The organism is Sneathiella sedimenti, from assembly GCF_017313765.1.
GTDB lineage: Bacteria > Pseudomonadota > Alphaproteobacteria > Sneathiellales > Sneathiellaceae > Sneathiella > Sneathiella sedimenti.
The window spans coordinates 44,954-71,049 of the sequence record NZ_JAFLNC010000001.1 but is presented as its reverse complement, the minus strand read 5'-3'; the positions used below and the strand labels follow the sequence as shown (position 1 = coordinate 71,049).

The following is a 26,096-nucleotide window of genomic DNA, read 5'->3' as shown; positions in this document are numbered from 1 at the left end:
GTATCCGGTAGTATTTTTATTATTAGTAGGACTTCGGCAACCCAAGCGCCTTTTCGGCAACATAACACAGCACCAACTGCGGGCTGACAGGCGCGATTCGACAGATCATGACCTCTCGCATCAATCGTTCAACAGTGAATTCCTTGGCATAGCCCATGCCACCATGGGTCATAACCGCTTGTGTACATGCCTTGAATCCTGCTTCACCACCGAGATATTTGGCGGCGTTGGCATAAACCCCGGCTTCAAGCCCGGCGTCGTAGTTTGAAGCTGCTTTCATAGCCATCAGATAGGCGGCCTCCAGCTCCATCCAGTTTTCAGCGAGTGGATGCTGAATAGACTGGTTCTTGCCGATTGGCCGACCAAAGACTTCTCTTTCCCGGGCATATTTCGCGGCGCGGCCGAGGGCATTCATGCCGATACCGATTGCTTCCATGCCGACGAGGACGCGTTCGGGGTTCAGGCTGTGCAGGAGGTAGTAAAAGCCCTTGCCTTCTTCGCCGATCAGGTCTTCTTCGGGAACCGGCAGGTTGTCGATAAACACTTCGTTTGAATCAACAGCCTTGCGGCCCATTTTATCAATAACGCGAACATCCATGTAGTCACGGTTCATGTCCGTGTAGAAGAGGGACAGACCATCGGTCGCCTTCTTGCAGTTTTCCTTTGGCGTGGTGCGAACCAGGAGCATGATTTTGTCTGCTTCCTGCCCCGTTGTGGTCCATATCTTCCGGCCATTTACAACATAGCCGTCGGATGTTTTTTCGGCTCGCGTTTCAAGGGCCGTTGTGTTCAGGCCGGCGTTTGGCTCGGTCACCCCGAAACAGGTTTTAACTTCGCCCTTGATAAGTTGGGGAAGCCACCGGTTCTTTTGCTCGTCATTCCCGAATACAACGATCGGGTGGGGGCCAAAAATATTGATGTGAATGGCTGACGCCGCAGACATGCCGCCGGAGGACTTAGCCACTGTATGCATCATCAGCGCTGCTTCTACAACGCCTAGTCCCGCGCCGCCGAATTCCTCTGGCATGGTAATGCCGAGCCACCCGGCCTCCGCCATCGCTGCGTGAAAATCAAACGGGAAGTCTCCAGTCCGATCTTTTTCTCTCCAATAGTTATCGTCGAAGCGCGCGCACAGCGCTTCGACATTCTCTACAATGGCATGCTGCTCTTCAGTGAGCGTAAAATCCATTTGCCTACTCCTTTTTATTTTTGATTTTGGCAGGAAGCCGGAAAATATGGTGTTGGTTAGTTTAACATGGTTTGCGGCAGCCAAGTAATAAGCCATGGAAAGGCAATGAACAGGGCTACAGTTAACACATCGGCAACAAAGAAAGGACCAATTCCCCGGAAAACGTCCGAGAGTGGTATATCCGGCCGGACACCATTAACGACATAGCAATTGAGTCCGATCGGCGGGGTGATCAGGCAGATTTCTACCATTTTCACAACAATAATACCGAACCAGATCGGGTCATAGCCAAGCGCGATAACCGCCGGAAATACAACTGGAAGCGTAAGAAGCAACATTCCGATGGCGTCCATGAACATACCGAGAATAGCATATCCGCACAGAATTAGAATGATGATCGCCGTTGGTGGCAGGGGCAAGCCGAGGATCCACTCCGCGAATGCTTCGGGAAGGCCCGAAAATCCGAGAAACCGGACAAATACCAGCACACCCCAGATGATCGAAAAAATCATCACAGTGAGCTTGGCGGTTTCGAACAGCGCGTCCTTCAGTTCTTTCGTACGCATGCCATGAATGAAGGCGAGGATAAGAACGACGAAAGCTCCAAGTGCGCCGGCTTCTGTTGGTGTTGCCCAGCCACCGTAAATAGCGCTGAAAATAATCCCGATGACCGCGATAATGGGAAACGTACCCGGCAGAGATTTCATTCTGTCGCCCATCGTAAAGCCACGAACGGGAGGGCCCAGTTTAGGGTTGACGGTTGCCCGCCCCATAATGATCAGCGCATATATAAGCGCGGAAACAATGCCGGGGATAAAACCTGCGAGCAGCAGTGCGCCCACAGATTCTTCAACGATAATCGCATAAATTACGAGGATGGCGCTGGGCGGGATCAGGGATGCGAGTGTGCCGCCCGCGGCGACAACACCTGCGGCAAGCCGCTTGTCATACCCATTGGCCAGCATTTCGGGGATGGCCACACGGCTAAACACTGCCGCTGTGGCGGTACTTGCGCCTGAAACCGCGGCGAATCCGGCCGCCGAAAATACCGTCGCTACTGCAAGGCCACCCGGGACCCATCCTATCCATTTCTTCGCCGCATCAAAGGCGGATGTCGTGATTCCCGCATGAAACGCGAGAAAGCCAATCAAAATGAACATTGGCAATACGCTCAAGGAATAGAGCGTTGATTTTGAATGGGGAATGGTTCCGACGATACCGGTACCGGCGTCCCATCCGATAATTGAGACAATGCCAAGCATGCCGACAAGGGTTGCCGCGATATAGACTCGTACACCCAGAAACACCATGACAATAAGGGCGCCCATACCGATAAGACCGGCCAAAAGAGGATCGACTCCCATTATTTTTTCCCCTTTTTAATATATGTTTCGTCAAACTTTGCTTGTTTGGCCGCCTCTTCACCGAGGGCATCTTCAATTTCGTGACGTGCGATCGCCGTGACATCTTCAATGACAGGGACGGCGATAATTTCTGCGTTCGGATATAAAAACAGACGTAAAAATCCGACGAGCTGTAAGGCGAAGCGGATCCAGAGGACCCCGAACGCCAGCGGAATGACGAGCTTGGCTGGCCAAATTGGCAGCCCGATATCAATCGTCGAATCGCCGAGTTGATAGGCGCGAAGAAAATGGAGCCAGCTTGTGTCAATTAGAATAGTTACGACAACCAGACCCACCAGTGTTGCCAGCGCTTCAAAGAAATAGAGCGGGCGGGCACTGAACTTGGCCATGAACAAATCCATTCGGACATGGCCACCTTGACGCTGGCAATACGCTATTCCGAAAAACGCGAATATCACCATGCTCTGTTCGATAAAATCGATATAGCCGAGAATCGGAAAGTTGAGCAATTTTCGGCTCAAAACCTGGCTAACGCCAAGAAGCATCACGAAAAAGATCGCGAGCGCGGAAATTCCGTTCAGAAAATTTTCGAGTTTGGAATATCCGCGGTCAAAGGCTGCAAATGCTGACCCGGATGCCGAACCCTTTGGGGGATTGGTTGATGTCATGATTTTTTCTTAATACTGAAAGAGGGCCTGGCGCGTACGCCAGGCCCCCTATTCAAAGGTTTAATTGCTGGCGGCTTCTTTTGAAGTCGTCATGATCAATTCAAAAAGATGGTCGCCAGGATACCCATCGGCATTCATTTTCGCGATCCATTCATCCCAAACCGGCTTGGCGCCAACTTCACGGAACCTTGCAATCTCTTCATCAGAGTACGTGATCGGCTGCATTCCCTTTTCTTTCATAAGCGGGAAGTTTTTCTTATCAGCCGCGTCATATGCTGCGTAAAGAGCTTCATAGGCAGAAGGCTTCGCCTCTTCCAGGAGCTTCTGATATTCAGGCGGGAGCTTTTCATACGCCGGGATGTTGACAACAACCGGGCAGTTGTTCGCGCCTGGAGACATGTTCGCCGTATACCATTCGCCTATGTCAGTCAGACGGTAGGCCACATGCGCATAGGTGAAGGGGAAGGACGCAGCTTCAATTGTTCCGCGTTCCAATGACGTGTAGACTTCAGGTGCAGGCACCGTTGTTGGAACCGCGCCAATTTTCTTCATGGCTTCACCAATTCCGCCAAGAGCACGAACGCGCATGCCGTTCCAGTCTTCCATCGTAAGCGGCGGTTCACCGACACCTGTAAATTCATACTGAGGCAACAATGAGCTCATGAGAGTCATTGCATCCCACCGAGCAAGATCCTTCTTAACCGCTGGATCGGCGTAATACGCTTCATGCACTGCGGTTTGAACTTTCAAATTCGGGAAAGGAAGAAACGGCAGGTCCAGCCCTGAAAGAGTCGGATGTTTTGCCGGATGGTAGGCGGAGCAAAGTGCGGCCATCTGGAAAGCACCAAGCTTAATGCCGTCGAGATTCTCTTTGGCCTTGGACAGCGCTTCACCGTAATGAATCTTGATTTTGAATTTTCCGCCAGTGCGTTCATCAACATAATCTCTGATAGCTTCGACACTAGATGTAAACGCTCTTTCTTTGCCCCATATGGATAAATTCCAGTTGACGTTCGGCCCGTCCACAACATCAGCTGCGGAAACGCTGAACGCCATCATCGACGCCGCGGAAATCGCAGCAATCGACATAACTGTACGTTTGATCATTTTTATCTTCCTCCCGATTGGAACCATTTAAATAAGTCGTGGCCTTAGCTTTATTTTTTTGCCACTTTCAAGAAATAACATTATCACATACTTCAATACTCAGGGATTACAAAAATGTAAATACCTAGGTTGGCTTAGCAGGTAAAGTGCAAGAAAAGTGATATTTTATCTCGTTTTGGCCGAAAAAAAGTAAATACAGCGCCATCACCAAATTTTGACAATACTACTCATAATTTTTAACAAGTTTTTTCTATGCTACCTACGCGCCCCTCAGTAATGATAATTGCCCATGGCTCCAGTGTTTCCGATGGAGCGCAGGAGGCCGCCATGCAGCATGCATTGACATTACAGCAAAGTAATCGTTATGGCCATGTCGACGTTTGCTTTCTTGTACGGGATCATGTGACGCCTAATCTACCAAAAGGAGAGGTATTTCTGCTGCCTTTTTTCATGAGCAACGGATATTTCGTCACCCGGCGAGTTCCAGACCTGTTTGGATTGAACGAAGGACTTCGGATTTGTGCTGATCGCCAGCTATACCAGTGTGATGCGCTTGGAATCGATCCGGAGCTGGCCGGAATAATCTCTTCCATGGCGCGGGATGTTTGCGCTGAGCAAGGTTATGCACCTGCTGACATCCATCTTGTGCTCGTCGCCCATGGGTCGGAGAAATCAAGGGCATCGGCAGAAGCAACGTACCTTCAGCAGAAGACAGTCGAAAGCAGGAAAGAATTTGGCAAGGTCTCTGTCGCATTCTTGAATGAAGCGCCGTTCCTCGATAAATGGCTGTATGATCAACCTGAGGATGGAAGCCCGCTTGTGCTCGTGGGCTTGTTTGCCGCCGAGGGACCACATGCAACAGAGGATGTTCCGGGCGCGATTGCAAAATGGCGCAAAATGACCGGAAGCAAGCTGCCGGCCCATTATGCAGGAGCTGTTGGAACGCGCCCAGAGATCGTCAAGTTGATTCAGCACAGCATTTCCCGATGTGCTGCAAAATTCCGCAGAATCTGAATATCTGAAAGGCATATGGCGGGGTCGCGCAAATATCATTGCAGACAGCCGCTCTATGATCTGATACAAAATCACGGAAATATTTGAGCTTTGCCCCTAAATTGGGTATTGCACTGTCTGTTATAAATAATGAGGTCCTTTAAGGATGAATGATCGTAAGCCGTCCAAACCCGTCCGTAAGAATATATCGGCGACTGTGAAATTTTTCGACGAAGCCAAAGGATTTGGTTTCGTCTCGCCCGCCGATGGGTCACCGGATGCCTTTGTCCATATTTCTGTCCTCCAGAATACGTCCTATACCGAACTGCGGGAAGGGATGCAGATCAATTGTGACCTCGCCGATGGCGATCGTGGCCAGCAGGTGGTGGCGATTCATGAGCCGGAAGAGGAAGAAGAGGTTGCTGTTGGCGCAGACATCGAGGTGACCGGTGTCGTGACCACATACGTACCCGAACATAAGTATGGATTCGTAACGCCGGACGGCGGTGGCGAGGATGTTTTTATCCATGTCAACATGCTGGAGCGTTCCGACATTAACCCCGAGGATATCGCGTTGGATACAAAGGTGAAATGCGTTGTCCGTATGGGCGTCAAAGGGCCGATCGCCGACTCACTGGAAATTCTATAAGGAGCGCGGGGCGAAAATGACAAGAACGGAAACATTGCGGGTGCAGCGTTACCTGCGGGAAAAATTTGGCAATGAAGATTTCGTTGTCAAAGAGCGACGGCCATCTGATGGAACCGCGGAAGTCATGCTGGGCGATGAATTCATCGGGGTAGTCTATCGGGACGAGGATGAAGGCGAAGTATCATTTGCCTTTCACATGACCATTCTTGATATGGATCTGCCGCCGACCTCCTGAAAAGCGTGATGATCTGACGCGTTTGAACCCGGTTGTATTTGATGCAATCGGGTTTTTTATTTGTTAACCATGTTCTCATATGCTGAGTAAATGCGAACGGGACATATAATTTGGGTCTTGGGATTGTTGGCACTGGCGCAATTTTCGGGTCTGCCGGCCTCAGCCGTAAAACAGAATTTAATCGAGTTGGAAATCACCGGAGATCCCGGTGCGGCCTTTGCCGGTGACTGTCGCATACTGACCGCCGGAAAGCTGGAAAAGCGGTATCGCGTTCAGGGCAAAACCCCAGCGAAATACTGGCTTCCGGCCGAAGCAATTCGGTGCAGTTTTGAAAAATCGAGCCTGAATCTCCGGCTGATAGGACGGATATCCAGGGGAGGGGTGGTTGAACTCCGCCAGGAAAGCCCGCCTCCCATGCGCTGGCTTTCCATGATCAGCATTGGCCCCTGGGGAGCAGCAAAAGGAGCAGCGAGCGCCGCGCGCCCCCTTTGGCAATAAGTCCTGTTCTTTATATTATTTCTTCTGTCGGGCAGTTGTTGTGCTCAAGCTGTAAGGTTGCATGATCAATCTCAAACTCAGAGAGCAAAAAGGCGTTGATAGCACGAAGCATTGTTTCAAGATCGGCGGAGGACTTGACCTGGACATGCATGGTCACAATCGGTTTCTCCACCGTTAGCGACCAGGCGTGCATATGATGGACGTCAATGATTTCGGGCAGGTAGGCGATCAGCTTTTCCCGGATAAGAGCCATATCCAGATTTTCCGGCGTACCTTCCAGCAGGATATGTCCGGACCGACGAATAAGGGAGTAGGCACTTTTAAGAATTATGACCGCGACCAATATAGAAAGGAGTGGGTCTGCCGCCATCCATTCGGTCATAAGAATGATGATTGCGGCGACAATGGCGGCAACTGAGCCCAGCAAATCCCCCATTATATGAAGAAGCGCTCCTTGCATATTCACATTATGCCGATCACCGCGATGGAGCAGGTAAAAGCCGACAATATTGATCACCAGTCCACCACAAGCGATGACAAGCATCATACCCCCGAGCACCTCGCCCGGCTGCATCAGGCGTTCGATTGCCTCAAAAATGATCCAGCCGGCAATGAAAAATAGGGTCAGGCCATTGGTGAACGCCGCCAGAATCTGAAATCGATGGTAGCCATAGGAACGCTTGCTGTCCGCAGGTTTGGATGCAAGTCGAAAGGCAAACCAGGCGAGACCGAGTGCGGCCGTGTCGGACAGCATATGACCGGAGTCAGCGAGTAGCGCGAGAGAGCCGGAGAGTAATCCTCCCAATGCCTGCAAGATCATATAGCCGCCGGTCATGCACATGACCCAGAAGATGCGGCGCTCGCTATCTTCTGTTACCGTTGGCGCATGGTCGTGGGAATGACTGTGTGCCGCGCCGTCGCTCTCATCATGAGAATGGGGTGATGTCATTAAATTGACCGTTATAAACAGTATTTTGGCTAATTAGACAGGGTTTGGGCATATATTGTCCATAGCATTTTGACATAAAGAGGCAATTTGCCGCGTCTTGGTGTAGGGTATGACTTCGGTGTTACCAGAATATCTATCTTTTATTTGGAAAAGTAGATGGTCAAGAAACAGTAACGAATGTTTCATAAGTATGGCTGGTAAAACCATAATTATGGTCGTTAGTTGCCGTAATTAGGACATGTTTACTGCCTAGCTTTTACTATGTGAATGCAAATTAAGAGTTGAAATGGTGCGTAAATAACTTATTTGAGTTTACGATAGCAATTCTTATTGTTTGCTGCTTTGCAACGTACTAGTATTAACCATGCTTGGTGTCATACCAGTGCACCTTGAAAAGGGTTGAGGGGAATATTATGAAAAATATGTTTAGATTCGCGATAGTTGGCGCAGCCTCGCTCGTGCTTGCGGCCTGTGGTGGTAAGTTGGAACAGGCTGAAAGACTAAGCCCCAGCGGTACTGAATTCCAGCAGGCGCTGTATACGGGTTATATTGAATTGGCGAAAGCTGAATATAACGAAGGCGACTATATTGATTCCGACCGCTTTGCAGAAAAAGCAATGGCGGCGACGCGCGGGGAACAGGTTGATCCCTACCATCCTGAAGAATGGCACCTTCCGACAGATAGAGAGCCGGTCTTGATGGGCGCGCGGGAACGTTTGATGGACGTTCTCAATGCAGGCGCAGGTGAAAAGCTTCCAATGCAGGCAGCTAGAGCCCAGACCAGCTTTGATTGCTGGGTTCAGGAACAGGAAGAAAACCGGCAGCCTAAAGACATCGCAGCTTGCCGTGATGCCTTCGTCTTAGCGATGGAAGAAATTGAAGCAGCAATGGCGCCGGTCGTTGTTGTTGAAGAAAAAGTAGTTGTCGTGGAAAAGAAAGAGCCGATGATGGAGCCGAAATCTTTCGAAGTGAACTTCGATTTCGATTCCGATACGCCTCTGCCTGGTTCCATGGAAGAAGTTAAGGCTGCTGCTGAATACATGAAGAAATTCAAGGATCCGAAAATTACCATTGCCGGTTATACGGATACCGTCGGTAGCGTCGCCTACAACGATAAGCTTGGTGAACGCCGTGCTGAAAACGTTGCCTTCATGGGAATAGACCAGGGCATGGAACCGAAGCGGATTATCATGCGCTCCTATGGTAAGAAGGACCTCAAGGTTCCGACTGCTGATGGTGTCAAAAACGCGGCAAACCGTCGCGTGGTCATCACCGTCGAAAGCAAGTAATCTTGACAATTGGAAGGGACGGGACGCAACTATGCGCCCCGTCCTTTTTTTATCTTGAGAGGAAAACATGGTTAAACAACTTGTCGGCCTTACTCTTCTATCCTTTTTTGCTTTAGGTCTTACCGCTTGCGATCCGGAAGTTGGAAGCAAGGAATGGTGTGCCTCAATGAAAGAAAAACCCAAAGGGGACTGGTCCGCGAATGAAGCGGCAGATTTCGCAAAGAATTGCGTTTTGGTTTCCGACTAAGTTTTATCGAAAAGGCGAGGGAATCGCGGTGATGATTCCCCCACTTTTTTCTGGCGCGAAAAAAAGCTCTCTGCTAAACCCGGGATACGGTCCCGTAGCTCATCAGGATAGAGCGCAAGATTCCTAATCTTGAGGTAACAGGTTCGAGTCCTGTCGGGATCACCACTCTCAAATCTCTCTATTACCTTCCGATATTGCCCATCGTCTAACCGATATTTTTGCGAATGGGCGGCAGATCGACAAACTCTCCGGGCCGCTTTTCTGCGTTGGCCTTCATTGCCTCGAATATTTCATCACGCTGCAGCATGCTGGCGTTCCAGATAGCAATATAATCGAGGCTGTCTTCAATCGAGTGATCGCGCGAATAGTTCATCATTCGCTTGCAGCCCATTATCGCGAGCGGTGCCTTGCGGGCAATTTCCGCCGCCATCTCCATAACCGCCTTGAGCAAGGCGTCCTGGTCTTGATAGACAGCATTGAACAGGCCGGCGGATTTCGCCTCATCTGCGGGCATCCGGCGACCAGTATAGGCCAGTTCGCGCGCGAGACCATCCGCGATCAATTTGGTGATCCGCGGAAAAGTCCCGACATCGGCGGTCATGCCGATGTTCGTCTCGAAAATTGTGATGAACGCATCTTCCGTGGCATAACGCATATCGCAGGCGGTAATAAGGTCAACGCCGCCGCCGATACATCCGCCCTGAACGGCTGCGAGCACCGGTAAACGACAATCCTGTAATGCCGTGAAGGTTTGCTGCATGTTTTTAACTGCACCATAAAACTCGGCGCCGGCGCGGATTTCCGCGGCTCTCTTTTCCGCTGGATCGGTAATTTCCGGCTGTACAAAGGACGAAACATCCAGGCCGGACGTGAAATGTGGACCGGTCGAGGAGAGGACGATCACCCTCGCCTTTGCATTTTCGTCAATGTCTCGGACAATCTCGGGGAGTTCGTTCCAAAATGCCGGGATCATACTGTTTCGCTTTTCGGGCCGATTGAGAATGATATGGGCTATCTGTTTATCTAATTGAACGTCGAAGCAGCTATAGGTCACGGCGGGGTGGTCCTTCCCTGATATAAAGTGAATATTACTTTTCCCTATCTTACGGTGATACGGAGTGGGTATCAAACGCCTTCACATGTCTCACGATATCTGGGGCTTTTACAAAATGTTGAAATTAGGCATGATGGAATAGAGAACAGGGAATTTCTAAAAAGAACAATTAACAGGGCGATTACCAGACGGAGCCAAAAACAGGAAATTACTCGGCAAGTGGCTTTTCAATTAGCAAGTCTGTCAACCTGCATAAAATAACAAGACAGGGAGGAAAAAATGAGTGTGACGCATTACGACTGGCTGGACCATCATGCGGAAAGGGTACCGGAGAAAGAGGTCTGGGTAGATCTCCATTCCAATCGTCACTTCACATACGCTGAGGCAAATGATCGAGCGTTGCGTCTCGCCTTCCATTTTCAGGAAAACTGCGGGATAGGAAAGGGCGATCGGGTCGGTGTCCTCGCCATGAACTCCACAGATATGCTCGAAATTCAGGCCGCATGTGCCAAGATAGGTGCCATCTTCCTGCCGCTCAACTGGCGACTGACAGTCAGTGAGCTTGATTTCATCATTCGCGATGCGGGCCCGAAAATCCTGATCTATGATACACAATTCGCTAGCGAAATTTCTGAACTCAAGGAAAAGACGGGCGTACAACATACACTGGAAACAAGCGGTGGCGGGGGAAACACGCCCTATGAGGCAGCAATACAAGCGGCAAACCCGACCCCGAGACTTGCAACAGTAACCCATGATGATGTCTGGACGATCATGTATACGTCGGGTACGACCGGCCTGCCAAAGGGCGCTATGAATACCTATGGCATGGCGTTTTACAATGCGGTGAATCTCGGTATTCCAACTTACTTCACACCGAATGCTAAGACACTCACTATCCTGCCATTGTTCCATACGGGAGGGCTTAACTGTTACAGTTCCGTCGCGCTCTATTTTGGCGGAACGACGCTGGTAATGCGCGCGTTTGATCCGGGCGAATGTCTTCGCCTTATCAATGACGAGGAGATTGGCCTCACCCATTTTTTTGGCGTTCCGGCAAACTATCTCTTCATGAGCCAGCATCCGGTTTTTGCCACGACAGATTTCTCGCGCCTTGCCTGTTCGGGAGTTGGCGGGGCACCGACGCCGGTGCCGTTGCTGGAAACCTACAAGGCGCGAGGGTTGGCATTACAACAGGGGTATGGGATGACCGAAACCAGCCCGACAGTGACGGTTCAGGACGCGGAAATGGCCTTCAGCAGGCCCGGGTCCGCAGGCAAGCTTGCCCTGAATGCCGAGGCCCGCATCGTTGATGAGAATGGCGTTGATGTTCCGCGGGGAAAAACCGGAGAACTTTGGGTGAAAGGGCCGAATATCACCCCGGGATACTGGAACCGGCCAGAGGCAAATGCCGAAACGATAACGGATGGCTGGCTGCATACCGGGGATGCCTGCCGGGTGGATGAGGACGGGCACTACTTTGTCGTCGATCGCTGGAAGGATATGTATATTTCCGGCGGAGAAAATGTCTACCCGGCGGAAATCGAGAGCATCCTGTTCAAGATGCCGGAAATAGCCGATCTCGCGATCATTGGCGTGCCCGACGCCCGTTGGGATGAAGTCGGATGTGCTGTCATCGTTGTGGCGCCGGGCAAGCAACTAACTGCGGACGATGTTATCCTGTTTTGCCAGGACAAACTCGCACGCTATAAAATCCCGAAGCATGTCGTGTTTATGGATGAATTGCCCCGAAATGCGACAGGAAAAGTCCTGAAAAGGGTCCTGAAAGACGAGATAGGGGATTTGGAGCGCGTCAACTAGACCGCTCAACTCTCCCAGTTAAATAAAAGGGGCTCCTTGCGGGTAAATCTCGCAACAGCATCCCGGTTATAGTCTGTATTGAAGCAGATTTCCTGGGCAGCTGCCTCCATCTCAAGTAATGACTGTGAGTCCAGATCGAGCGACTGGTTTGTGATCCTTTTCGTGAGCGCGAGGGATTTGCGGCTGGCAAGCTGCAGGCGTTTTGCAAGCGTCATCGCGGCGTCCAATAACTCATCGGCCGGATGAACAGCGAAAGCAATGCCGATCTCCTTTGCTTCCTCCGCGAAAACGGGGCGGCCGGTATACATGATCTCCTTGGCCCTTTGCATGCCAATCATGCGCGGAAGAACATACATGATGCCGCAATCCGGTACGGCGCCAATACGACAGAATACCGAGCAAAAGCGCGCTGTTGGGCTGCACAGGACAAAATCAGCACAGAGCGCAAGGGCAAATCCGCCGCCATAGGCGGCACCATCAACCGCCGCAATTACAGGAACCTCGAGATTTCGAAGTCTCTGGATCCAGTCATTAATTGCATAGATACGTTTTCGGTAATCCGCGCCAGGCTGGCCATCTTTCGGCTGGTTCTTCAGCATGCCTTTTATGTCGCCGCCGCCACTGAAGCAGCCACCACTTCCCGTTAGCACGACTGCATCGATATCATCACGGCGGGTAATTTCACTCACCACGTTTGACAGATAGTCCTGCAACTCCTGTGTGAAGGCATTGCGCCTGTCGGGCCGGGTCATGGTAATCGTTGCGATACCATCTTCAACGATCATTTCGGCGACTTTTGATTCTGACATTTTTTATCTCCCCTTTTTATTTTTATTGAGATGTCGGGCCTAGAAAAAAAACCAACCGGCAATAGCCGGTTGGAATAGTGTCGTCAATTGTCTGTTCGTGCGACGCGTGGTCAGGCGCCTTCTTTTCCGACAATCGTGATTGAGCAGACGTTCTGATGCGGGAAGCCGCCCAGATTATGCGTCATGCCGAAGACCGGTTCTTCCTTGCGCTGGCGTTCGCCGGCGCGGCCCTGCATCTGGAGATACATCTCATAGATCATGCGAAGACCTGATGCACCAATCGGATGACCGAAGCATTTCAGTCCACCGTCGATCTGGCAGGGGACTTTACCGTCCGCATCATAGAAGCCATTCATCACGTCATTGACGGCATTACCTTCTTCGGAGATGAACAGATCTTCCATGGTGACCAGTTCGGTAATGGAGAAGCAGTCATGAACCTCGAACATGCTGATCTGGTCGCGTGGCTTGGTGATGCCGGCTTCTTTATAGGCCCGATTTGCAGCTGCCCGGGTTGTGACGAAATAGCTGCCGTCCCAGGAGTTGTGCTGAGCTTCCGTGCCGTTGGAGGCGGAAAGCTGAAGCGCCTTCACCGTGATCAGGTCTTTCTTGCCAAGAGATTTCGCAATTTCCGGCGTCGTGACAATGGCACAGGCCGATCCGTCACTCACACCACAGCAATCGAAGAGACCAAGTGGCTCTGCAATCATCGGGGCGTTCATCACCTTCTCTTCATTGATCTTGTTACGAAGATGCGCCTTTGGATTACGAGATCCGTTATCGTGGCTTTTCACGGAAATGTGGGCCATAGCCCGTTTCATGTCGTCCTTGTTGACACCGTGTTTTGCTGAATAGGCGGATGCCAGCTGTGCAAAGGAGCCGGGAGCCGAGGCATTCGCCCAGAAGAGGTCATTGACGGAACCGCGGTTACGTTGCGGCAAACCGCCATATCCCGTATCCTTCAATTTCTCGACACCAAGGGCGAGCGCGATATCGCAGGCGCCTGAAGCAACAGCATAGACGGCACCGCGGAAAGCTTCGGAACCGCTGGCGCAATAGTTTTCTACACGCGTTACCGGAATATTCGGCAGGCGGAGTGCCATGGAAAGAGGCACGGCGGACTTACCGACATGTTCCTCTTCAATAGCTGTCCCGAGCCATGCCGCCTCGATCTGGCTTTTTTCAATACCGGCGTCTTCCAGCGCTTCGACATAGGCTTCGATCATCAGATCTTCTGCGTTGTCATTCCAGCGTTCCCCGAATTTGGAGCAGCCCATACCGATAATTGCAACTTTATCTTTAATTCCTGAGGCCATTGTTATTCTCCTTTATTTGAAGCGTCCGCGGGGGCCGCTTTCCAGAAATAGCGCCTGAATCCGCGCTTGTCGTCATAGTCCTTAATCCTGAACATCATCCGCATCGGCATGCCCACCTGGATATCCGTCTCCGGTGAGATGTCCGTGAAGTCACTCATCAGGCGACCGCCTTCCTCGAACTGAATCATACCGTAATACGCGGGCGGATCGGGTGAGTAGGTAAGGCGGTCCGCCGTGTAGGAATTCACTTTGGAAATCCTTTCCGCGAAGGGGTAATCCTCCTGCGTGCCGATGGCACCGCAATTTTCGTTCACGCACATATTTGATTTCGGGAATTGTGCCGTACCACATTGCGAGCACTGCCCGCCAATCATAGCCTGAGTCATTCCCTTGTTGCGGTATAGAGTCGTGAGGCCTGTCTTCTTGTCGGTTTCTGCACGGATACCACGTTCCAGTTTAACAAGATTGTGGAACGCAAGAAACTTGCTGTAGTTCGTTTCCGCATAGCGCCGGGCGAGATACCCTGCAACACCCTTGCGGGGCGACAGCGACTTGATTTCTTCGGTTACCTCGAACAGCAGGGCGTCGCTGCCCTGACCGAAGCTTGCCACCAGAATTTTGTCGCCGGGCTTGCTGTTTTCCAATGCAAGAGACAGCATAACCATGGAATGCGCAGTACCGGTTTCGCCACAGTTTGCCTGGAGGTTGTCCGCGACGGCACTTTCAGGAATGCCGAGTTTCTTCGCGAGCATCCCGGCAACACCGCGTGCCGCGACCGGAAAGCAGAAAGTGGTAATATCTTCTGCCTTGACGCCGGTTTCAGACAACAAGGCTGAAATGGCACTGGGCACTATCTTGAGATAACCCTCATCCCGGATCCAGCGCTCTTCCCAGTTATAATCATAAGCTTCGCCTTCGCCGCGGAAGTGGTCCACAAAATCGACGGCTTCCGTATGGCTGCCGAGAAGTCGGGCAATGATCTTTCCCTGGCCAACCAGGAATGCGGCTGCACCGTCACCGGAAGTAAATTCCAGCGGGCTGGCTGCTTTCGTCTGGCGTTTTTCGGCGGCGGTGAAGAGGATCGGGCCGCTGCCTCCTTTGGCAACCTGGAGGGCCGTCGCCAATCCCGCGCTACCAGCTCTCTGAGAAGAGGCGAAGTCGAGGGTTTGCAGGCTAGTGCTCAGGTTAAGGGCATCGGCAACAATGCCGGCATTCTGACGATCCATGAATGGAAAGCTGGTGGACGCCATATAGACGGCAGAAATATCGCTGCGGTCATATTCCGAGAGGCAATCCCGTGCGGCTTCAACTGCCATGGTGACGCTATCTTCGTCCCAGTTCGCCATCGCTCGTTCGCCTTTGGCGAGACCCATCAGTCCGGGGTTAAACCAGCTGTGTGCTTTTGCGATTTCACTGCGTTGTAATCGGCTTTGTGGGATATATCCCCCGTAGGCCAATATTCCTACTTCCATTTGGAAAGGCTCCTTTTTATTATTTCTTAATGCCACATATGTTGCAGGAAACGCAGCACCATCTTTTCCGCACCGAAAATTCCTGCAGGCCAACAGTTTAAAACGACTGCTGGCGTAACACCAGAAAATTAAATCGTGCTTCGATCGTCCGCGTCTTTTTTTCTTAACGACGCAAACTTTCCTATGCTATCAATAAAGAAAAAAATAAAAATCCGGAGTTCCGAATGACCGTTTTCTCTTCCAAAATCGTCACATCCTCTGACAGTTTTGCCGCCAATCGACAGGAAATGTTAGCGCTTGTTGATGATTTGCAGGCACTCAAGGATCGCGCCAAACAATTATCTGAACGCCGTCGAGCCAGGTTTGAGGAACGCGGACAACTTACCCCGCGTGAGCGGCTGGTACGCCTTCTCGATCCCGGGATGCCGTTTCTGGAGCTGTTCGGTCTTGCCAACTACATGGTGGATACGAATGATCGGGACAAAAGCATTCCCGGTGCGAGTTCGCTGGCCGGTATCGGGTTCATCAATGGTGTGCGCTGCATGATCTTCGCAAGCGACAGCGGTATTAATGCGGGCGCAATGACCCAAAAGACTGGAGAGAAGCTTCGTAGGTGCCAGGATGTCGCCATCGATAAAAAGCTTCCCTTTGTACATCTTGTAGAGAGCGCCGGGGCCAATCTCCTGAAATATCAGGTTGAATCCTGGGCGCATGGCGGGGGTGGTTTTCAACGACTCGCAAAACTGAGCGCTGCCGGTATCCCGACCTTCGTTGTGCTACACGGACCGTCAACAGCAGGCGGGGCGTATTTTCCAGGCATGAGCGATTATGTAATCGGCATCAAGGGGCGGGGACGGGCTTCGCTCGGCGGTGCAGCCCTGGTGCGGGCGGCAACCGGCGAAATTTCGGATGATGAAGAACTTGCAGGGTCGGAAATGCATGCGACCACAACGGGGCTTATTGAGTATCTTGCCGAAGATGATGCCCATGGCCTCCTGATCGCGCGGGATATTATCGGCCGTCTCGGCTGGAACGACAATTGCCCTAAGCCGGAGGTGAAAAGCTTCAAGGAGCCACTCTATGATCCCGAGGAAATTGCCGGGGTTGTGCCAGTGGATTATCGAAAGCCCTACGATGTTCGTGAAGTTGTTGCCCGGCTCGTTGATGGCTCTGATTTTGAGGAATTCAAGCCGCGTTATGGTTCGACTCTCGTCTGTCTACAGGCCAATATCTTTGGACAGGCCTGCGGCATTGTTGGTAACAACGGTCCGATCGATCCCGACGGCGCAGCCAAGGGCGGACAATACTTCCAGCTCTGCGACCAGGCCAATATTCCACTCATCTTCCTCAACAATATTACCGGCTATATGGTCGGCAAGGAATATGAACAAAAAGGCATGATCAAGCATGGATCGAAAATGATTCAGGCAGTCTCCAATGTTCGGGTGCCGAAGATTACATTCTACATCGGCGCAAGTTTCGGGGCGGGAAACTATGGCATGGCCGGACTTGCGTATGACCCGGATTTCTTGTTCGCTTGGCCGAACGCCAAGACAGGCGTGATGGGCGGAGAGCAGGCTGCTGTCACCATGGACCAAGTGGCCCGAAGCGGTGCGGAAAGAAAAGGCATCCCCGTCGATGAGGAGGCGCTGGCCGCCCAGAAGAAGCGGTTGATTGATCATTTTGATAGTCAGGCGGATGCTTTTTATACCTCGGGCCGGCTGCTCGATCAGGGGGTCATCGATCCGCGGGACACCCGAAAGGTCATTGGCTTTGCGTTGCAGACCTGTTGGGAGGCGCGCAATCGAGTCTTGCAGCCAAACAGCTTTGGCGTCGGCCGACTTTAATCTCCGGTAATCAATAAAAATAATGATAAAGAACAGGTAGGTCCGGAAACAAATGAGAAATTTTAACAGTATATTGGTCGCCAATCGGGGCGAAATCGCCGTCAGGGTAATTAAATCGGCAAAAAGCCTGGGGTATCGAACAATTGCCGTTTACTCAGAAGCGGATGCAGCGGCACTCCATGTCCGAATGGCGGATGAAGCCGTGTTGATCGGTCCGGCTCCAGTGCAGCAGTCTTATCTGGATATGGCCAAGATATTAGCGGCGGCGAAAGAGGCCGGAGCGGAAGCAATTCATCCGGGATACGGCTTTTTGTCTGAAAATGCTGAGTTTGCGCGCGCGTGTGAGGCGGCGGGTATCGTCTTTATCGGGCCGTCTGCCGAGGCGATTGACCTTATGGGGAACAAGGCGGCGGCCAAGCGAAGGATGATCGCGGCAAAGGTGCCCTGCGTTCCGGGATATGAAGATCCGGATCAATCTGATGACACCCTCATTAACGCGGCCAAGGAAATCGGCTTTCCGATCATGGTTAAGGCGGCTGCCGGCGGCGGTGGACGCGGCATGCGTCTTGTTCATGAGGAGAAAAACCTTGCCGGCGCGTTGGCTTCCGCCCGGTCAGAAGCCCTTAACGCTTTCGGTTCTGAAGAGCTTATCCTTGAAAAGGCGATCATTGAGCCGCGGCATGTGGAGGTGCAGGTTTTTGCGGACAGCCACGGGAATGTGATTCATCTGGGCGAACGGGATTGTTCTGTGCAGCGCCGTCACCAGAAGGTGGTGGAGGAAGCGCCGTGCCCGGTAATGACGCCTGAGTTGCGCGAAAAGATGGGAGCCGCGGCGGTAGAGGCAGCCCGCAGTATCAACTATCGAGGGGCCGGTACTGTCGAGTTTCTGCTTGACGCCGGCAATAATTTCTATTTTCTCGAAATGAATACCCGCCTGCAGGTTGAGCATCCGGTAACCGAACTGGTTACAGGAATAGATCTGGTTTCTTTGCAGATAAAGGTGGCCCAGGGTGAACCTCTCGGGATGGCGCAAAAGGATGTGGCCTTGCAGGGCCACGCTATTGAAGTCCGCCTTTATGCGGAGGATACCACCCAGGACTTTCTGCCCTGTACAGGCAGGATTTCAAGATGGCAGGCGGCGGAAGGAGAGGGGATTCGCTTTGACGTCGGTATTGATGCCGGACAGGAGATTTCCCCCTTTTATGATCCGATGATCGCAAAAGTTATTGCCTATGGCGAGAGCCGGGAAATAGCGCGTCATCGCCTGATTGAGGCGCTCAAGAACACCGTTCTGTTCGGACTGACGACAAATCGTGGATTTCTCATTGATATTTTGAATGAGGAAACCTTCGCCAGGGGAGAGGCTACCACAGCTTTTATCGGGGAGCTGTTTGACGAGAACCGTCTTGCGGCAAAAGTGCCGAGTGATGCCGAGATGGCGATGGCGGCCGTTCTTTTCTATCAGGTGGAACGTGATAAGGCCGCTTCCAGCGCCTTATTTGCGAGCGATCAACTCATGGACTGGTCGAGTGGCGGTGATCTACTGACGCGGTATGTGTTCGCGGCGGGTGATGGCAAGACAGATGTGACCGTTTCACCAAGACGTGAGGGTGGCTATAAGGTCATGGTCGGCGACACCCCCCTTGTTGTGGATGTCATGGGGCGGAGTGAAAATAAGGCACAGCTGACCGTTGATGGAAATCGTAGACGCGTGCATTATGATGTCCCGTCCGAAGGTGTCCTCGAACTCACCGATGATGGAAAAACGCTCCGGTTTGCAAACGAGATTGCCGTCCCGCTATCAGCGGCGGGAGCCGCCGGCAGCGGGCAGGTGATAGCGCCCATGCATGGTACTTTACTGGATGTCTTCGTCAAAGCCGGCGATACGGTAGAGGTCGGAACACGCCTTGCGGTGTTGGAGGCAATGAAGATGCAGCACGATATTCTGGCGGAAGTCTCCGGTGTCGTGCAGAATGTAATCGCAACGGCGGCAAGCCAGGTATCGGTTGACGATCTGTTGTTTGAGATCGAAGCGTCGGAATAACCCGGAAATAAAAGGAAATTCAGATCATGCTGAAAGAAGCCTATGACTTCAGAGACGAAAGCGAAGCGCTCTACACTCTTATAGAGCCGCTTGGTGAAGCGGATTACGACCGGGTGACGTTATTTCGCGACTGGACCATTAATGATGTCCTTCAACATCTCCATTTCTTCAATTACGTTGCCGACTTGACCCTCACGGATGAAGAGGAGTTCAAGCGAGTTTACGGGAAACTTGGCGAACTGCGCGATAAATCCGGCTCGCTTGTCGACGCGACCGATAAGATGCTGGATGGCTTGAATGGTATTGCCCTTCGGGATGCCTGGCGGGATTATTATCTTGAGATGGCGGATCGCTTCCATGCGGCAGACCCGAAACAGCGGCTGCTCTGGGTTGGCCCAAGCATGAGCGCGCGATCCAGTATCTCGGCGCGCCTGATGGAGACCTGGTCCCACGCGCAGGAAATATACGATTTGCTGGGTGTTGAGCGGGAAAACAGGGATCTCATCAAAAGCATTGCCGTGATGGGGATGAATACCTTCGGCTGGACCTTCATCAATCGCAAGGAGGATGTGCCTGAGCCGGTTCCCTGCGTCAGGTTGACCGCCCCATCTGGCGAAATCTGGGAATGGAACTCGGAAAATGAAACGGACTTGGTTGAGGGCGATGCCGCGGAATTCTGCCAGGTGGTCACGCAGACCCGCAATATTGCCGATACCAAGCTGAAGGTCCGCGGCGATATCGCGATACGCTGGATGTCCATCGCACAATGTTTCGCCGGGCCACCGCGCAATCCGCCTGCTCCGGGAACGCGCCACGCCTAGGTTCGGATAAAAATTGGATATAAAATGACCGCACATAAGAAATACCCAAATCTATTCTCTCCCCTGGATCTTGGTTTCACCACACTCAAGAACCGTGCGTTGATGGGCTCCATGCATACCGGGCTGGAGGATGTTGAAGGGGGATTTGAACGCATGGCCCCTTATTTTGCGGAACGCGCACGGGGTGGGGTTGGGATGATTATCACGGGCGGCATTTCTCCGAATCCGGAAGGTGGCGGGCGCGCAAAGCTTTCCAATGATGAAGAGGTGGAAGACCACCGCCTGGTAACAGAGGCTGTCCATCAGGCCGATCCGGATGTCAAAATCTGCATGCAGATTCTGCATATGGGGCCACTCGCCCGCAACGACAGCCCTGTCGCGCCGTCAGCGGTGCGGTCCCGTATTGCCAGTAAAACCCCACGCGAATTGGATGCCGCAGGGGTAGAAAAACAAATTGCGGATATTGTGAATTGCGCTGTCTGTGCGCAAAAAGCCGGCTACGACGGTGTCGAAGTGATCGGTTCCGCCGGATACCTGCTGAGCACGTTCCTTGTTGAAAAAACCAATCTCAGGACGGACAAATGGGGCGGCTCGTTTGAGAACCGGATGCGGTTTCCTGTCGAAGTGATGCGCCGTGTGCGAGAGGCAGTTGGTCCGGACTTTATTCTTATTTTCCGGATTGCCGCAATGGATATGCTGCAGGGCGGCATGTCTTGGGATGAAGTGGTAAAACTCGCCAAGAAAATCGAGGAAGTCGGCGTTAATATCATGAGCACCCATTTCACCTGGCATGAATCGGCAGTCCCGACGATTGCCACGATGGTGCCCCGTGCGGCCTTTACCCAAGTGACAGGCCGCCTCAAAAAAGAGCTCAATATTCCGCTTATCACCAGCAATCGTATTAATATGCCGGATGTCGCGGAAGAAGTGCTGATGCGTGGTGACGCGGATATTGTCTCGATGGCACGTCCGATGCTCGCGGATTCCGACCTTGTCCGCAAAGCCTTCGAGGGGCGAGAGGATGAAATCAACACCTGCATCGCCTGTAATCAGGCCTGCCTTGATCATACATTCAATGGAATGGAAGTGAGTTGCCTCGTCAATCCGCGAGCCTGTCATGAAACTGAACTGAACTATGAACAGACGGTAGCGCCGAAACGGATTGCCGTTGTCGGGGCGGGGCCTGCGGGACTTGCTTACGCAACGGTTGCGGCTGAACGTGGTCATAACGTCACGCTTTATGATGCGTCATCGGAGATTGGTGGGCAGTTTAATCTCGCGAAGCGTATTCCGGGCAAGGAAGAGTTTCACGAGACGATCCGGTACTTCAATAGCATGATCGAGAAGCGGGGGATTGAACTGAAACTGAATACCCGGGTGAATGCCGGTATGCTGGCAGCGGAAGGCTTCGACAAGGTAGTCGTGGCGACAGGAATTTCGCCGCGTGTTCCTGACGTCGAAGGGATCGATCACCCAAAAGCCGTGAGTTATATTGATGTGATCAAGGGAGTGAAATCCGTCGGCAAGAAAGTCGCCATTATGGGGGCGGGTGGTATCGGTTTTGATGTGGCGGAAAAAATTACCCATGAAGGCAAGTCCTCCGCACTTGATGTCGATATTTTCGCAAAAGAATGGGGAATCGATTTCAAGAATCATCCGCGTGGCGGCGTTACCGGCGTTGAGCCAATTGTCGCGAAAGCGGATCGGGATGTCACGTTGCTACAACGGAAATCCTCACCGGTTGGGCGCGGACTTGGCAAGACGACCGGTTGGACGCATCGCATCACCTTGGCGCGGCGCGGCGTAAAAATGATCAATGGCGTCGAGTATCTCAAGATCGACGATGAGGGTCTGCATCTCCGTATCAATGACCAATATGAGATCATGGATGTGGATACGGTCATAATCTGTGCGGGTCAGCTCCCCTTGCGAGGTCTTTATGACGAGCTTGTAGCCCAAGGCATGGATGCCGAACTTGTCGGCGGTGCGTTCGAAGCGATGGAGCTGGATGCCAAGCGGGCGATAAATCAGGCGAGTTATCTCGCCGCCGCTGTCTGACGGGGTATAGCTGACGTATTTGTTAGCCCCTGTAGGTCCGCCGCGAGAGCGCGTAGTTTTTCAGGGGTGCCGAGTTGGGCCCGGTTAAAACCGATGCGCTTGAACCAGAAATGCAAACCCATCAGGTCCGTGTAGCCCATGCCGCCATGCACTTCCGTCGCCGTACGGGCAACGAACCGGCCAATTTCATCCATATGGGATTTTGCAAGCAAGCCGGAAAGCTGTGCCTCTTCTGGCAGGCGGTCAAAGGCATAAGCTGCATACCAGATAAGGGACTGGCATGGCTGCAATTCCGCCGCCATTTCCGCACAAAGATGTTTGACGGCCTGAAAGGAACCGATCACCCGGTCGAACTGGCGGCGTTCCTTGGCATAGTCGACAGCTCGGCGCAGCATTTCCTCCGATGCGCCGAAACTTTCAGCGGCCAGAATAATTCGTCCGGCATTGATTATTTCCGCAAGATGGTCTTTGCCGTTCCCCTCAAGCGGTTCCGCCGCGACATCCTCTAGCATGATTTCACAGAGTGGACGCGTGCCGTCTATAGTCGGCGTCTGAACGCGTTCCAGTCCCGATGCATCTGCTCGGACGAGATAGAGGTTGTTTTCGGCATCGCTCATTATAAGCACATCTGCCTCCGCCGCATCGAGAGTGAAGGGCGCGCGGCCTTTGAGCCGGTTGTTAGCCGCCGTAACAGCCGTGCCGCGTCCTGCCCCAGTGACAGAATCTGCGAGAGCCATGCCGACAATCGTCTTTCCGGAGGCAATTTCGGGGAGCCAGGCTTTTCTCTGGGCGGTGCTCCCGGCAAGCTTCAGGGCGAGGGGAGCCATAACGGCGGTCGCGACAAAGGGCACGGGCGCCATGCTGCGACCTAGTTCAATGGCGACAACGGCGGCATCAAACAAAGATAATCCTGTTCCGCCGTCCTCTTCTTCGACAAGAAGTCCCGGCAGTCCCAGTTCCACGAGGTGCTTCCATAGATCGTTGTCCATCGCCTGCGAGTCATTGGAGATGGTGCGAATGGAGTCGAGCGTAACCAGACGTTCCAGCGTTCCGCGAAAGCTGTCCTGAATAAGAAGCTGTTCCTGTGAAAGGCCAAATTCCATCGGGTTATCCTTGTCCCAAGCGCGGCTCCCGCGGCAGACTAAGCCCGCGTTCCGCGATGATGTTCTTCTGAATTTGGGCGGTGCCACCGCCGATAATTAAGCCGAGGTCGTACATATGGAGTTGCTGCCAAATGCCATCGAGTTCCATGGATGGGATGCCATCATACAGAACCCCGGTTTCCTCAAGGATATCGATGGCGAGCGCATCCAGTTGATGGTTGAGTTCGCAGCCGAGAAGCTTGCAAACCATATCCCCGAGACCACTCGGTTTGCCCGCCGCGGCATCCGATATAAGGCGCATTTCATGAAATCGCATGCCCTGCACCCGAGCCTGAAGACGGATATACCGGTCCATCAACGCAGCTGTTTCAACGGTCGGATGGCTGGATATTTCTTCCGACTTGATGAGCTTCTCAATTTTCTGGAGGCGTTCAAGAGACATATTGGCGCTCGATAGCATGCCCCGTTCGTGCGCAAGTGTGCTGTTTGCAACTTTCCAGCCTTTGCCGCGCCCGCCAACCACGGCGCTTTTCGGAACGCGGACGTCGGTAAAGAAAACCTCATTGAAGGACGGATGCCCCGTCATCGTCTGAAGTGGCTGTATCTCGATCCCCGGCGTATCCATCGGAAAGATCAGGTAGCTTATCCCGTCATATTTTCCCGCGTCAGGTTCCGTGCGGACGAGGCAGAAGATCATTTGTGCGACATGTGCGGAGGAGGTCCATATCTTCGAACCATTAACGATGAAGTCATCGCCATCTTCTATTGCGCTGGTCTGCAGGCTGGCGAGGTCGGAGCCCGAATTCGGTTCCGAGTAGCCCTGACACCAGAAAACCTCGGCGCGGATTGTAGGGCCGACCCAATCTTTCTTTTGCTGCTCTGTTCCATGTTCAAGAAGGGTGGGTACCAGCATGGAGATACCCTGGCTATATAGTCCCTGCGGGACATTTGCCCTGAAAAACTCATCTACAATGATCTTCGATTTCAGGATATCTGGTTTCGCGCCGAAGCCCCCATATTCAGTGGGTACTGTCCGGGTTGCATATCCTTTTTCAACCAGAAGCTTCTGCCAGTTACGGACGTCGTCAGAATAGGGGCGCGGCATCAGGCGGTAGGAATGTGCCGTGTCTCCCGGTGCGAGATGACGATATTCGGCGATGAACTTCCTCACTTCCTCGCGAAACTGTTTGTGTTCCGACTGATCCGTTAAGTCCATCTGTCTGTTCCTTAGTCCGGGGATATGCCCATCAGCTTCGTAATGACTTTCAGCATGACTTCATCAGCGCCACCGCCAATGGAGGTCAGTCGGAAATCCCGAAATTTCCGGGAGATGGAGGATTCCCACATATATCCCTGCCCACCCCAGTATTGCAGGCAGCTATCCATGACTTCCCGCTGCAACCTGCCAACCTTGAGCTTTGCCATGGAAGCAAGCTTGGTTACATCCTCTCCGGCGACATAGAGTTCCACCGCATGATAGGTGAGGGCGCGCAACGCCTCTACTTCCGTCTGGAGTTCGGCCAGTCGATAGTTTACAACCTGATTGTCCAGTATGGCTTTGCCGAAAGCCTTGCGTTCCCGAGTATATTCAATCGTTTCGTTAATTGCTTCTTCCATTACGCGGGGGCCCCGGGCGGCTGCGAACAGACGTTCTTCCTGGAACTGCTGCATCTGGTATATAAATCCGCGCCCTTCTTCGCCAATCCGGTTGCGCTGGGGCACGCGAACGTCGTCAAAAAACAGCTGCGCCGTATCAGAGGACATCATGCCAATCTTGCGGATTTTATGCTTGGTAATGCCGGGGCTATCCATTGGGACCAAGATCAGCGTTTTGTTCTTGTGCACGGGGCCGTCGCCGGTATTGGTAAGGAGGCAGATCCAGTCCGCCTGCAGCCCGTTTGTAATATACATTTTGGAGCCATTGATCACATAGTCATCGCCGTCTTTCCGGGCTGTTGTCTTAAGGCTCGCGACGTCTGAACCGGCGGCGGCTTCGGTCACGCCGATACAGCCGACCATATCGCCGGCGATGGCGGGGGCAAGGAATTCACGACGCAGTTCGTCCGAACCATGTCGGGCGAGAGCCGGGGTCGACATGTTAGTCTGTACGCCGATTGCCATTGCGACGCCACCGCAAGCAATATAGCCCAGCGCCTCGGATGCAACGGCTTCATAGGAATAGTCGAGACCACTGCCGCCGAACTCTGTCGGTTTGCTGATGCCGAGGAACCCTATATTCCCCATTTTCTTGAACAGTTCATGGGCCGGGAACTGTTCCGCCTCTTCCCATTCGTCGACATGGGGGTTTATTTCCGCCTCGATAAATTTTTTCAAACTTTCGGATAGTTCCCGGTGTTCCTGAGTGAGCTGCATGATTTTCCCCGTCTCTTTTATCCGGAATGATTTGAGTTTCCGGCCCCCTAAAGGGGATTGTTATTTTAGTTGGCTCATACTAACATTCATGCATGAATGTTACAAATAAATATTGTGGGATGACGATTGCGGATGTTTTTGCCGTGAATATTCGGGTGCGTGTTCAGGCTCCGCGAAAGCGGGTGTGACC

General features: G+C 52.5%; 23 protein-coding genes and 1 tRNA gene. 12 read left to right on the top strand and 12 right to left on the bottom strand.

Annotated features, from left to right (window positions below):
• Window positions 1–22: 22 nt before the first annotated feature.
• Genes J0X12_RS00325 through dctP form a run of 4 tightly spaced genes read right to left on the bottom strand, consistent with a single transcriptional unit; the run spans window position 23 to window position 4,328 of the window.
• Window positions 23–1,189, bottom strand: coding sequence for an acyl-CoA dehydrogenase family protein (locus J0X12_RS00325; protein WP_207040789.1), 1,167 nt, complete (start codon window positions 1,187–1,189; stop codon window positions 23–25).
• A gap of 56 nt (window positions 1,190–1,245) precedes the next feature.
• Window positions 1,246–2,553, bottom strand: a complete 1,308-nt coding sequence (locus J0X12_RS00320; RefSeq protein WP_207040787.1) for a TRAP transporter large permease — start codon at window positions 2,551–2,553, stop codon at window positions 1,246–1,248.
• Window positions 2,553–3,221: a TRAP transporter small permease subunit gene (locus J0X12_RS00315; RefSeq protein ID WP_207040785.1), complete on the bottom strand. Its 669-nt coding sequence runs from the start codon at window positions 3,219–3,221 to the stop codon at window positions 2,553–2,555. Before J0X12_RS00315 ends, J0X12_RS00320 begins: the two co-directional genes overlap by 1 nt.
• 60 nt (window positions 3,222–3,281) lie before the next feature.
• Entirely contained in the window at window positions 3,282–4,328 is a 1,047-nt protein-coding gene (gene dctP / locus J0X12_RS00310) for a TRAP transporter substrate-binding protein DctP (protein ID WP_207040783.1), read from the bottom strand.
• Window positions 4,329–4,580: 252 nt separating this feature from the next.
• On the opposite strand from dctP, the gene J0X12_RS00305 reads away from it, so the two are divergent.
• The 4 genes from J0X12_RS00305 (at window position 4,581) to J0X12_RS00290 (ending at window position 6,703) form a co-directional block, all read left to right on the top strand.
• Window positions 4,581–5,342, top strand: coding sequence for a CbiX/SirB N-terminal domain-containing protein (locus J0X12_RS00305; RefSeq protein ID WP_337925132.1), 762 nt, complete (start codon window positions 4,581–4,583; stop codon window positions 5,340–5,342).
• 145 nt (window positions 5,343–5,487) lie between these two features.
• Window positions 5,488–5,970 (top strand): cold-shock protein, encoded by a 483-nt coding sequence (locus tag J0X12_RS17635; RefSeq protein ID WP_207040779.1) that lies wholly within the window; start codon window positions 5,488–5,490, stop codon window positions 5,968–5,970.
• A gap of 16 nt (window positions 5,971–5,986) precedes the next feature.
• Entirely contained in the window at window positions 5,987–6,205 is a 219-nt protein-coding gene (locus tag J0X12_RS00295; protein WP_207040777.1) for a DUF3126 family protein, read from the top strand.
• Window positions 6,206–6,322: 117 nt separating this feature from the next.
• Window positions 6,323–6,703 (top strand): hypothetical protein, encoded by a 381-nt coding sequence (locus tag J0X12_RS00290; protein ID WP_207040775.1) that lies wholly within the window; start codon window positions 6,323–6,325, stop codon window positions 6,701–6,703.
• A 10-nt stretch (window positions 6,704–6,713) separates the two neighbouring features.
• Here J0X12_RS00290 and J0X12_RS00285 read toward each other — a convergent pair whose 3' ends face one another.
• Entirely contained in the window at window positions 6,714–7,652 is a 939-nt protein-coding gene (locus J0X12_RS00285) for a cation diffusion facilitator family transporter (RefSeq protein WP_207040773.1), read from the bottom strand.
• Window positions 7,653–8,065: 413 nt separating this feature from the next.
• Between J0X12_RS00285 and J0X12_RS00280 the strand changes: the two genes are divergently transcribed.
• The 3 genes from J0X12_RS00280 to J0X12_RS00270 all read left to right on the top strand — a co-directional run bounded on the left by J0X12_RS00280 (window position 8,066) and on the right by J0X12_RS00270 (window position 9,353).
• Window positions 8,066–8,941: an OmpA family protein gene (locus tag J0X12_RS00280; protein WP_207040771.1), complete on the top strand. Its 876-nt coding sequence runs from the start codon at window positions 8,066–8,068 to the stop codon at window positions 8,939–8,941.
• Between the two features lie 67 nt (window positions 8,942–9,008).
• Window positions 9,009–9,188 (top strand): DUF3012 domain-containing protein, encoded by a 180-nt coding sequence (locus J0X12_RS17630; RefSeq protein ID WP_207040768.1) that lies wholly within the window; start codon window positions 9,009–9,011, stop codon window positions 9,186–9,188.
• Window positions 9,189–9,276: 88 nt separating this feature from the next.
• Window positions 9,277–9,353: transfer RNA gene (locus J0X12_RS00270), tRNA-Arg, on the top strand.
• A gap of 40 nt (window positions 9,354–9,393) precedes the next feature.
• Here the strand turns inward: J0X12_RS00270 and J0X12_RS00265 are convergent.
• Complete coding sequence (locus J0X12_RS00265; protein WP_207040765.1) at window positions 9,394–10,242, bottom strand: crotonase/enoyl-CoA hydratase family protein; 849 nt, start codon at window positions 10,240–10,242, stop codon at window positions 9,394–9,396.
• Between the two features lie 279 nt (window positions 10,243–10,521).
• On the opposite strand from J0X12_RS00265, the gene J0X12_RS00260 reads away from it, so the two are divergent.
• Window positions 10,522–12,063: an acyl-CoA synthetase gene (locus tag J0X12_RS00260; RefSeq protein ID WP_207040764.1), complete on the top strand. Its 1,542-nt coding sequence runs from the start codon at window positions 10,522–10,524 to the stop codon at window positions 12,061–12,063.
• A 5-nt stretch (window positions 12,064–12,068) separates the two neighbouring features.
• Here J0X12_RS00260 and J0X12_RS00255 read toward each other — a convergent pair whose 3' ends face one another.
• The 3 genes from J0X12_RS00255 to J0X12_RS00245 form a co-directional block, all read right to left on the bottom strand.
• The gene (locus J0X12_RS00255) at window positions 12,069–12,872 is read right to left on the bottom strand and encodes an enoyl-CoA hydratase/isomerase family protein (RefSeq protein WP_207040762.1); all 804 of its coding nucleotides are present in this window, start codon (window positions 12,870–12,872) and stop codon (window positions 12,069–12,071) included.
• Between the two features lie 110 nt (window positions 12,873–12,982).
• On the bottom strand, window positions 12,983–14,188 hold the full coding sequence (locus J0X12_RS00250) for an acetyl-CoA acetyltransferase (RefSeq protein WP_207040760.1): 1,206 nt from the start codon (window positions 14,186–14,188) through the stop codon (window positions 12,983–12,985).
• Between the two features lie 2 nt (window positions 14,189–14,190).
• Complete coding sequence (locus J0X12_RS00245; protein WP_207040758.1) at window positions 14,191–15,660, bottom strand: hydroxymethylglutaryl-CoA synthase family protein; 1,470 nt, start codon at window positions 15,658–15,660, stop codon at window positions 14,191–14,193.
• A gap of 224 nt (window positions 15,661–15,884) precedes the next feature.
• On the opposite strand from J0X12_RS00245, the gene J0X12_RS00240 reads away from it, so the two are divergent.
• From J0X12_RS00240 to J0X12_RS00225, 4 genes are read left to right on the top strand one after another with little or no spacing between them, the layout of a single operon-like run.
• Window positions 15,885–17,507 (top strand): acyl-CoA carboxylase subunit beta, encoded by a 1,623-nt coding sequence (locus tag J0X12_RS00240; RefSeq protein WP_207040756.1) that lies wholly within the window; start codon window positions 15,885–15,887, stop codon window positions 17,505–17,507.
• 52 nt (window positions 17,508–17,559) lie between these two features.
• A complete protein-coding gene (locus tag J0X12_RS00235) occupies window positions 17,560–19,551 on the top strand; it encodes an acetyl/propionyl/methylcrotonyl-CoA carboxylase subunit alpha (RefSeq protein WP_207040754.1) in 1,992 nt (663 codons plus the stop codon).
• Window positions 19,552–19,577: 26 nt separating this feature from the next.
• Complete coding sequence (locus J0X12_RS00230; protein ID WP_207040752.1) at window positions 19,578–20,372, top strand: TIGR03084 family metal-binding protein; 795 nt, start codon at window positions 19,578–19,580, stop codon at window positions 20,370–20,372.
• A gap of 24 nt (window positions 20,373–20,396) precedes the next feature.
• A complete protein-coding gene (locus J0X12_RS00225; RefSeq protein WP_207040750.1) occupies window positions 20,397–22,430 on the top strand; it encodes an NADPH-dependent 2,4-dienoyl-CoA reductase in 2,034 nt (677 codons plus the stop codon).
• On the opposite strand, the gene J0X12_RS00220 is transcribed toward J0X12_RS00225, so the two are convergent.
• From J0X12_RS00220 to J0X12_RS00210, 3 genes are read right to left on the bottom strand one after another with little or no spacing between them, the layout of a single operon-like run.
• Window positions 22,409–23,533, bottom strand: coding sequence for an acyl-CoA dehydrogenase family protein (locus J0X12_RS00220; RefSeq protein WP_207040748.1), 1,125 nt, complete (start codon window positions 23,531–23,533; stop codon window positions 22,409–22,411). The genes J0X12_RS00225 and J0X12_RS00220 overlap by 22 nt on opposite strands.
• A gap of 4 nt (window positions 23,534–23,537) precedes the next feature.
• Window positions 23,538–24,749: an acyl-CoA dehydrogenase family protein gene (locus J0X12_RS00215; protein ID WP_207040746.1), complete on the bottom strand. Its 1,212-nt coding sequence runs from the start codon at window positions 24,747–24,749 to the stop codon at window positions 23,538–23,540.
• A gap of 11 nt (window positions 24,750–24,760) precedes the next feature.
• Window positions 24,761–25,906: an acyl-CoA dehydrogenase family protein gene (locus tag J0X12_RS00210; RefSeq protein WP_207040744.1), complete on the bottom strand. Its 1,146-nt coding sequence runs from the start codon at window positions 25,904–25,906 to the stop codon at window positions 24,761–24,763.
• Between the last annotated feature and the right edge of the window lie 190 nt (window positions 25,907–26,096).

Excerpts from the sequence above, each read along its gene's own strand:
- J0X12_RS00325 (WP_207040789.1), bottom strand. The coding sequence starts at position 1,189 with ATGGATTTTACGCTCACTGAAGAGCAGCATGCCATTGTAGAGAATGTC.
- J0X12_RS00320 (WP_207040787.1), bottom strand. The coding sequence starts at position 2,553 with ATGGGAGTCGATCCTCTTTTGGCCGGTCTTATCGGTATGGGCGCCCTT.
- J0X12_RS00315 (WP_207040785.1), bottom strand. The coding sequence starts at position 3,221 with ATGACATCAACCAATCCCCCAAAGGGTTCGGCATCCGGGTCAGCATTT.
- dctP (WP_207040783.1), bottom strand. The coding sequence starts at position 4,328 with ATGATCAAACGTACAGTTATGTCGATTGCTGCGATTTCCGCGGCGTCG.
- J0X12_RS00305 (WP_337925132.1), top strand. The coding sequence starts at position 4,581 with ATGCTACCTACGCGCCCCTCAGTAATGATAATTGCCCATGGCTCCAGT.
- J0X12_RS17635 (WP_207040779.1), top strand. The coding sequence starts at position 5,488 with ATGAATGATCGTAAGCCGTCCAAACCCGTCCGTAAGAATATATCGGCG.
- J0X12_RS00295 (WP_207040777.1), top strand. The coding sequence starts at position 5,987 with ATGACAAGAACGGAAACATTGCGGGTGCAGCGTTACCTGCGGGAAAAA.
- J0X12_RS00285 (WP_207040773.1), bottom strand. The coding sequence starts at position 7,652 with ATGACATCACCCCATTCTCATGATGAGAGCGACGGCGCGGCACACAGT.
- J0X12_RS00280 (WP_207040771.1), top strand. The coding sequence starts at position 8,066 with ATGAAAAATATGTTTAGATTCGCGATAGTTGGCGCAGCCTCGCTCGTG.
- J0X12_RS17630 (WP_207040768.1), top strand. The coding sequence starts at position 9,009 with ATGGTTAAACAACTTGTCGGCCTTACTCTTCTATCCTTTTTTGCTTTA.
- J0X12_RS00260 (WP_207040764.1), top strand. The coding sequence starts at position 10,522 with ATGAGTGTGACGCATTACGACTGGCTGGACCATCATGCGGAAAGGGTA.
- J0X12_RS00255 (WP_207040762.1), bottom strand. The coding sequence starts at position 12,872 with ATGTCAGAATCAAAAGTCGCCGAAATGATCGTTGAAGATGGTATCGCA.
- J0X12_RS00250 (WP_207040760.1), bottom strand. The coding sequence starts at position 14,188 with ATGGCCTCAGGAATTAAAGATAAAGTTGCAATTATCGGTATGGGCTGC.
- J0X12_RS00245 (WP_207040758.1), bottom strand. The coding sequence starts at position 15,660 with ATGGAAGTAGGAATATTGGCCTACGGGGGATATATCCCACAAAGCCGA.
- J0X12_RS00240 (WP_207040756.1), top strand. The coding sequence starts at position 15,885 with ATGACCGTTTTCTCTTCCAAAATCGTCACATCCTCTGACAGTTTTGCC.
- J0X12_RS00235 (WP_207040754.1), top strand. The coding sequence starts at position 17,560 with ATGAGAAATTTTAACAGTATATTGGTCGCCAATCGGGGCGAAATCGCC.
- J0X12_RS00230 (WP_207040752.1), top strand. The coding sequence starts at position 19,578 with ATGCTGAAAGAAGCCTATGACTTCAGAGACGAAAGCGAAGCGCTCTAC.
- J0X12_RS00225 (WP_207040750.1), top strand. The coding sequence starts at position 20,397 with ATGACCGCACATAAGAAATACCCAAATCTATTCTCTCCCCTGGATCTT.
- J0X12_RS00220 (WP_207040748.1), bottom strand. The coding sequence starts at position 23,533 with ATGGAATTTGGCCTTTCACAGGAACAGCTTCTTATTCAGGACAGCTTT.
- J0X12_RS00215 (WP_207040746.1), bottom strand. The coding sequence starts at position 24,749 with ATGGACTTAACGGATCAGTCGGAACACAAACAGTTTCGCGAGGAAGTG.
- J0X12_RS00210 (WP_207040744.1), bottom strand. The coding sequence starts at position 25,906 with ATGCAGCTCACTCAGGAACACCGGGAACTATCCGAAAGTTTGAAAAAA.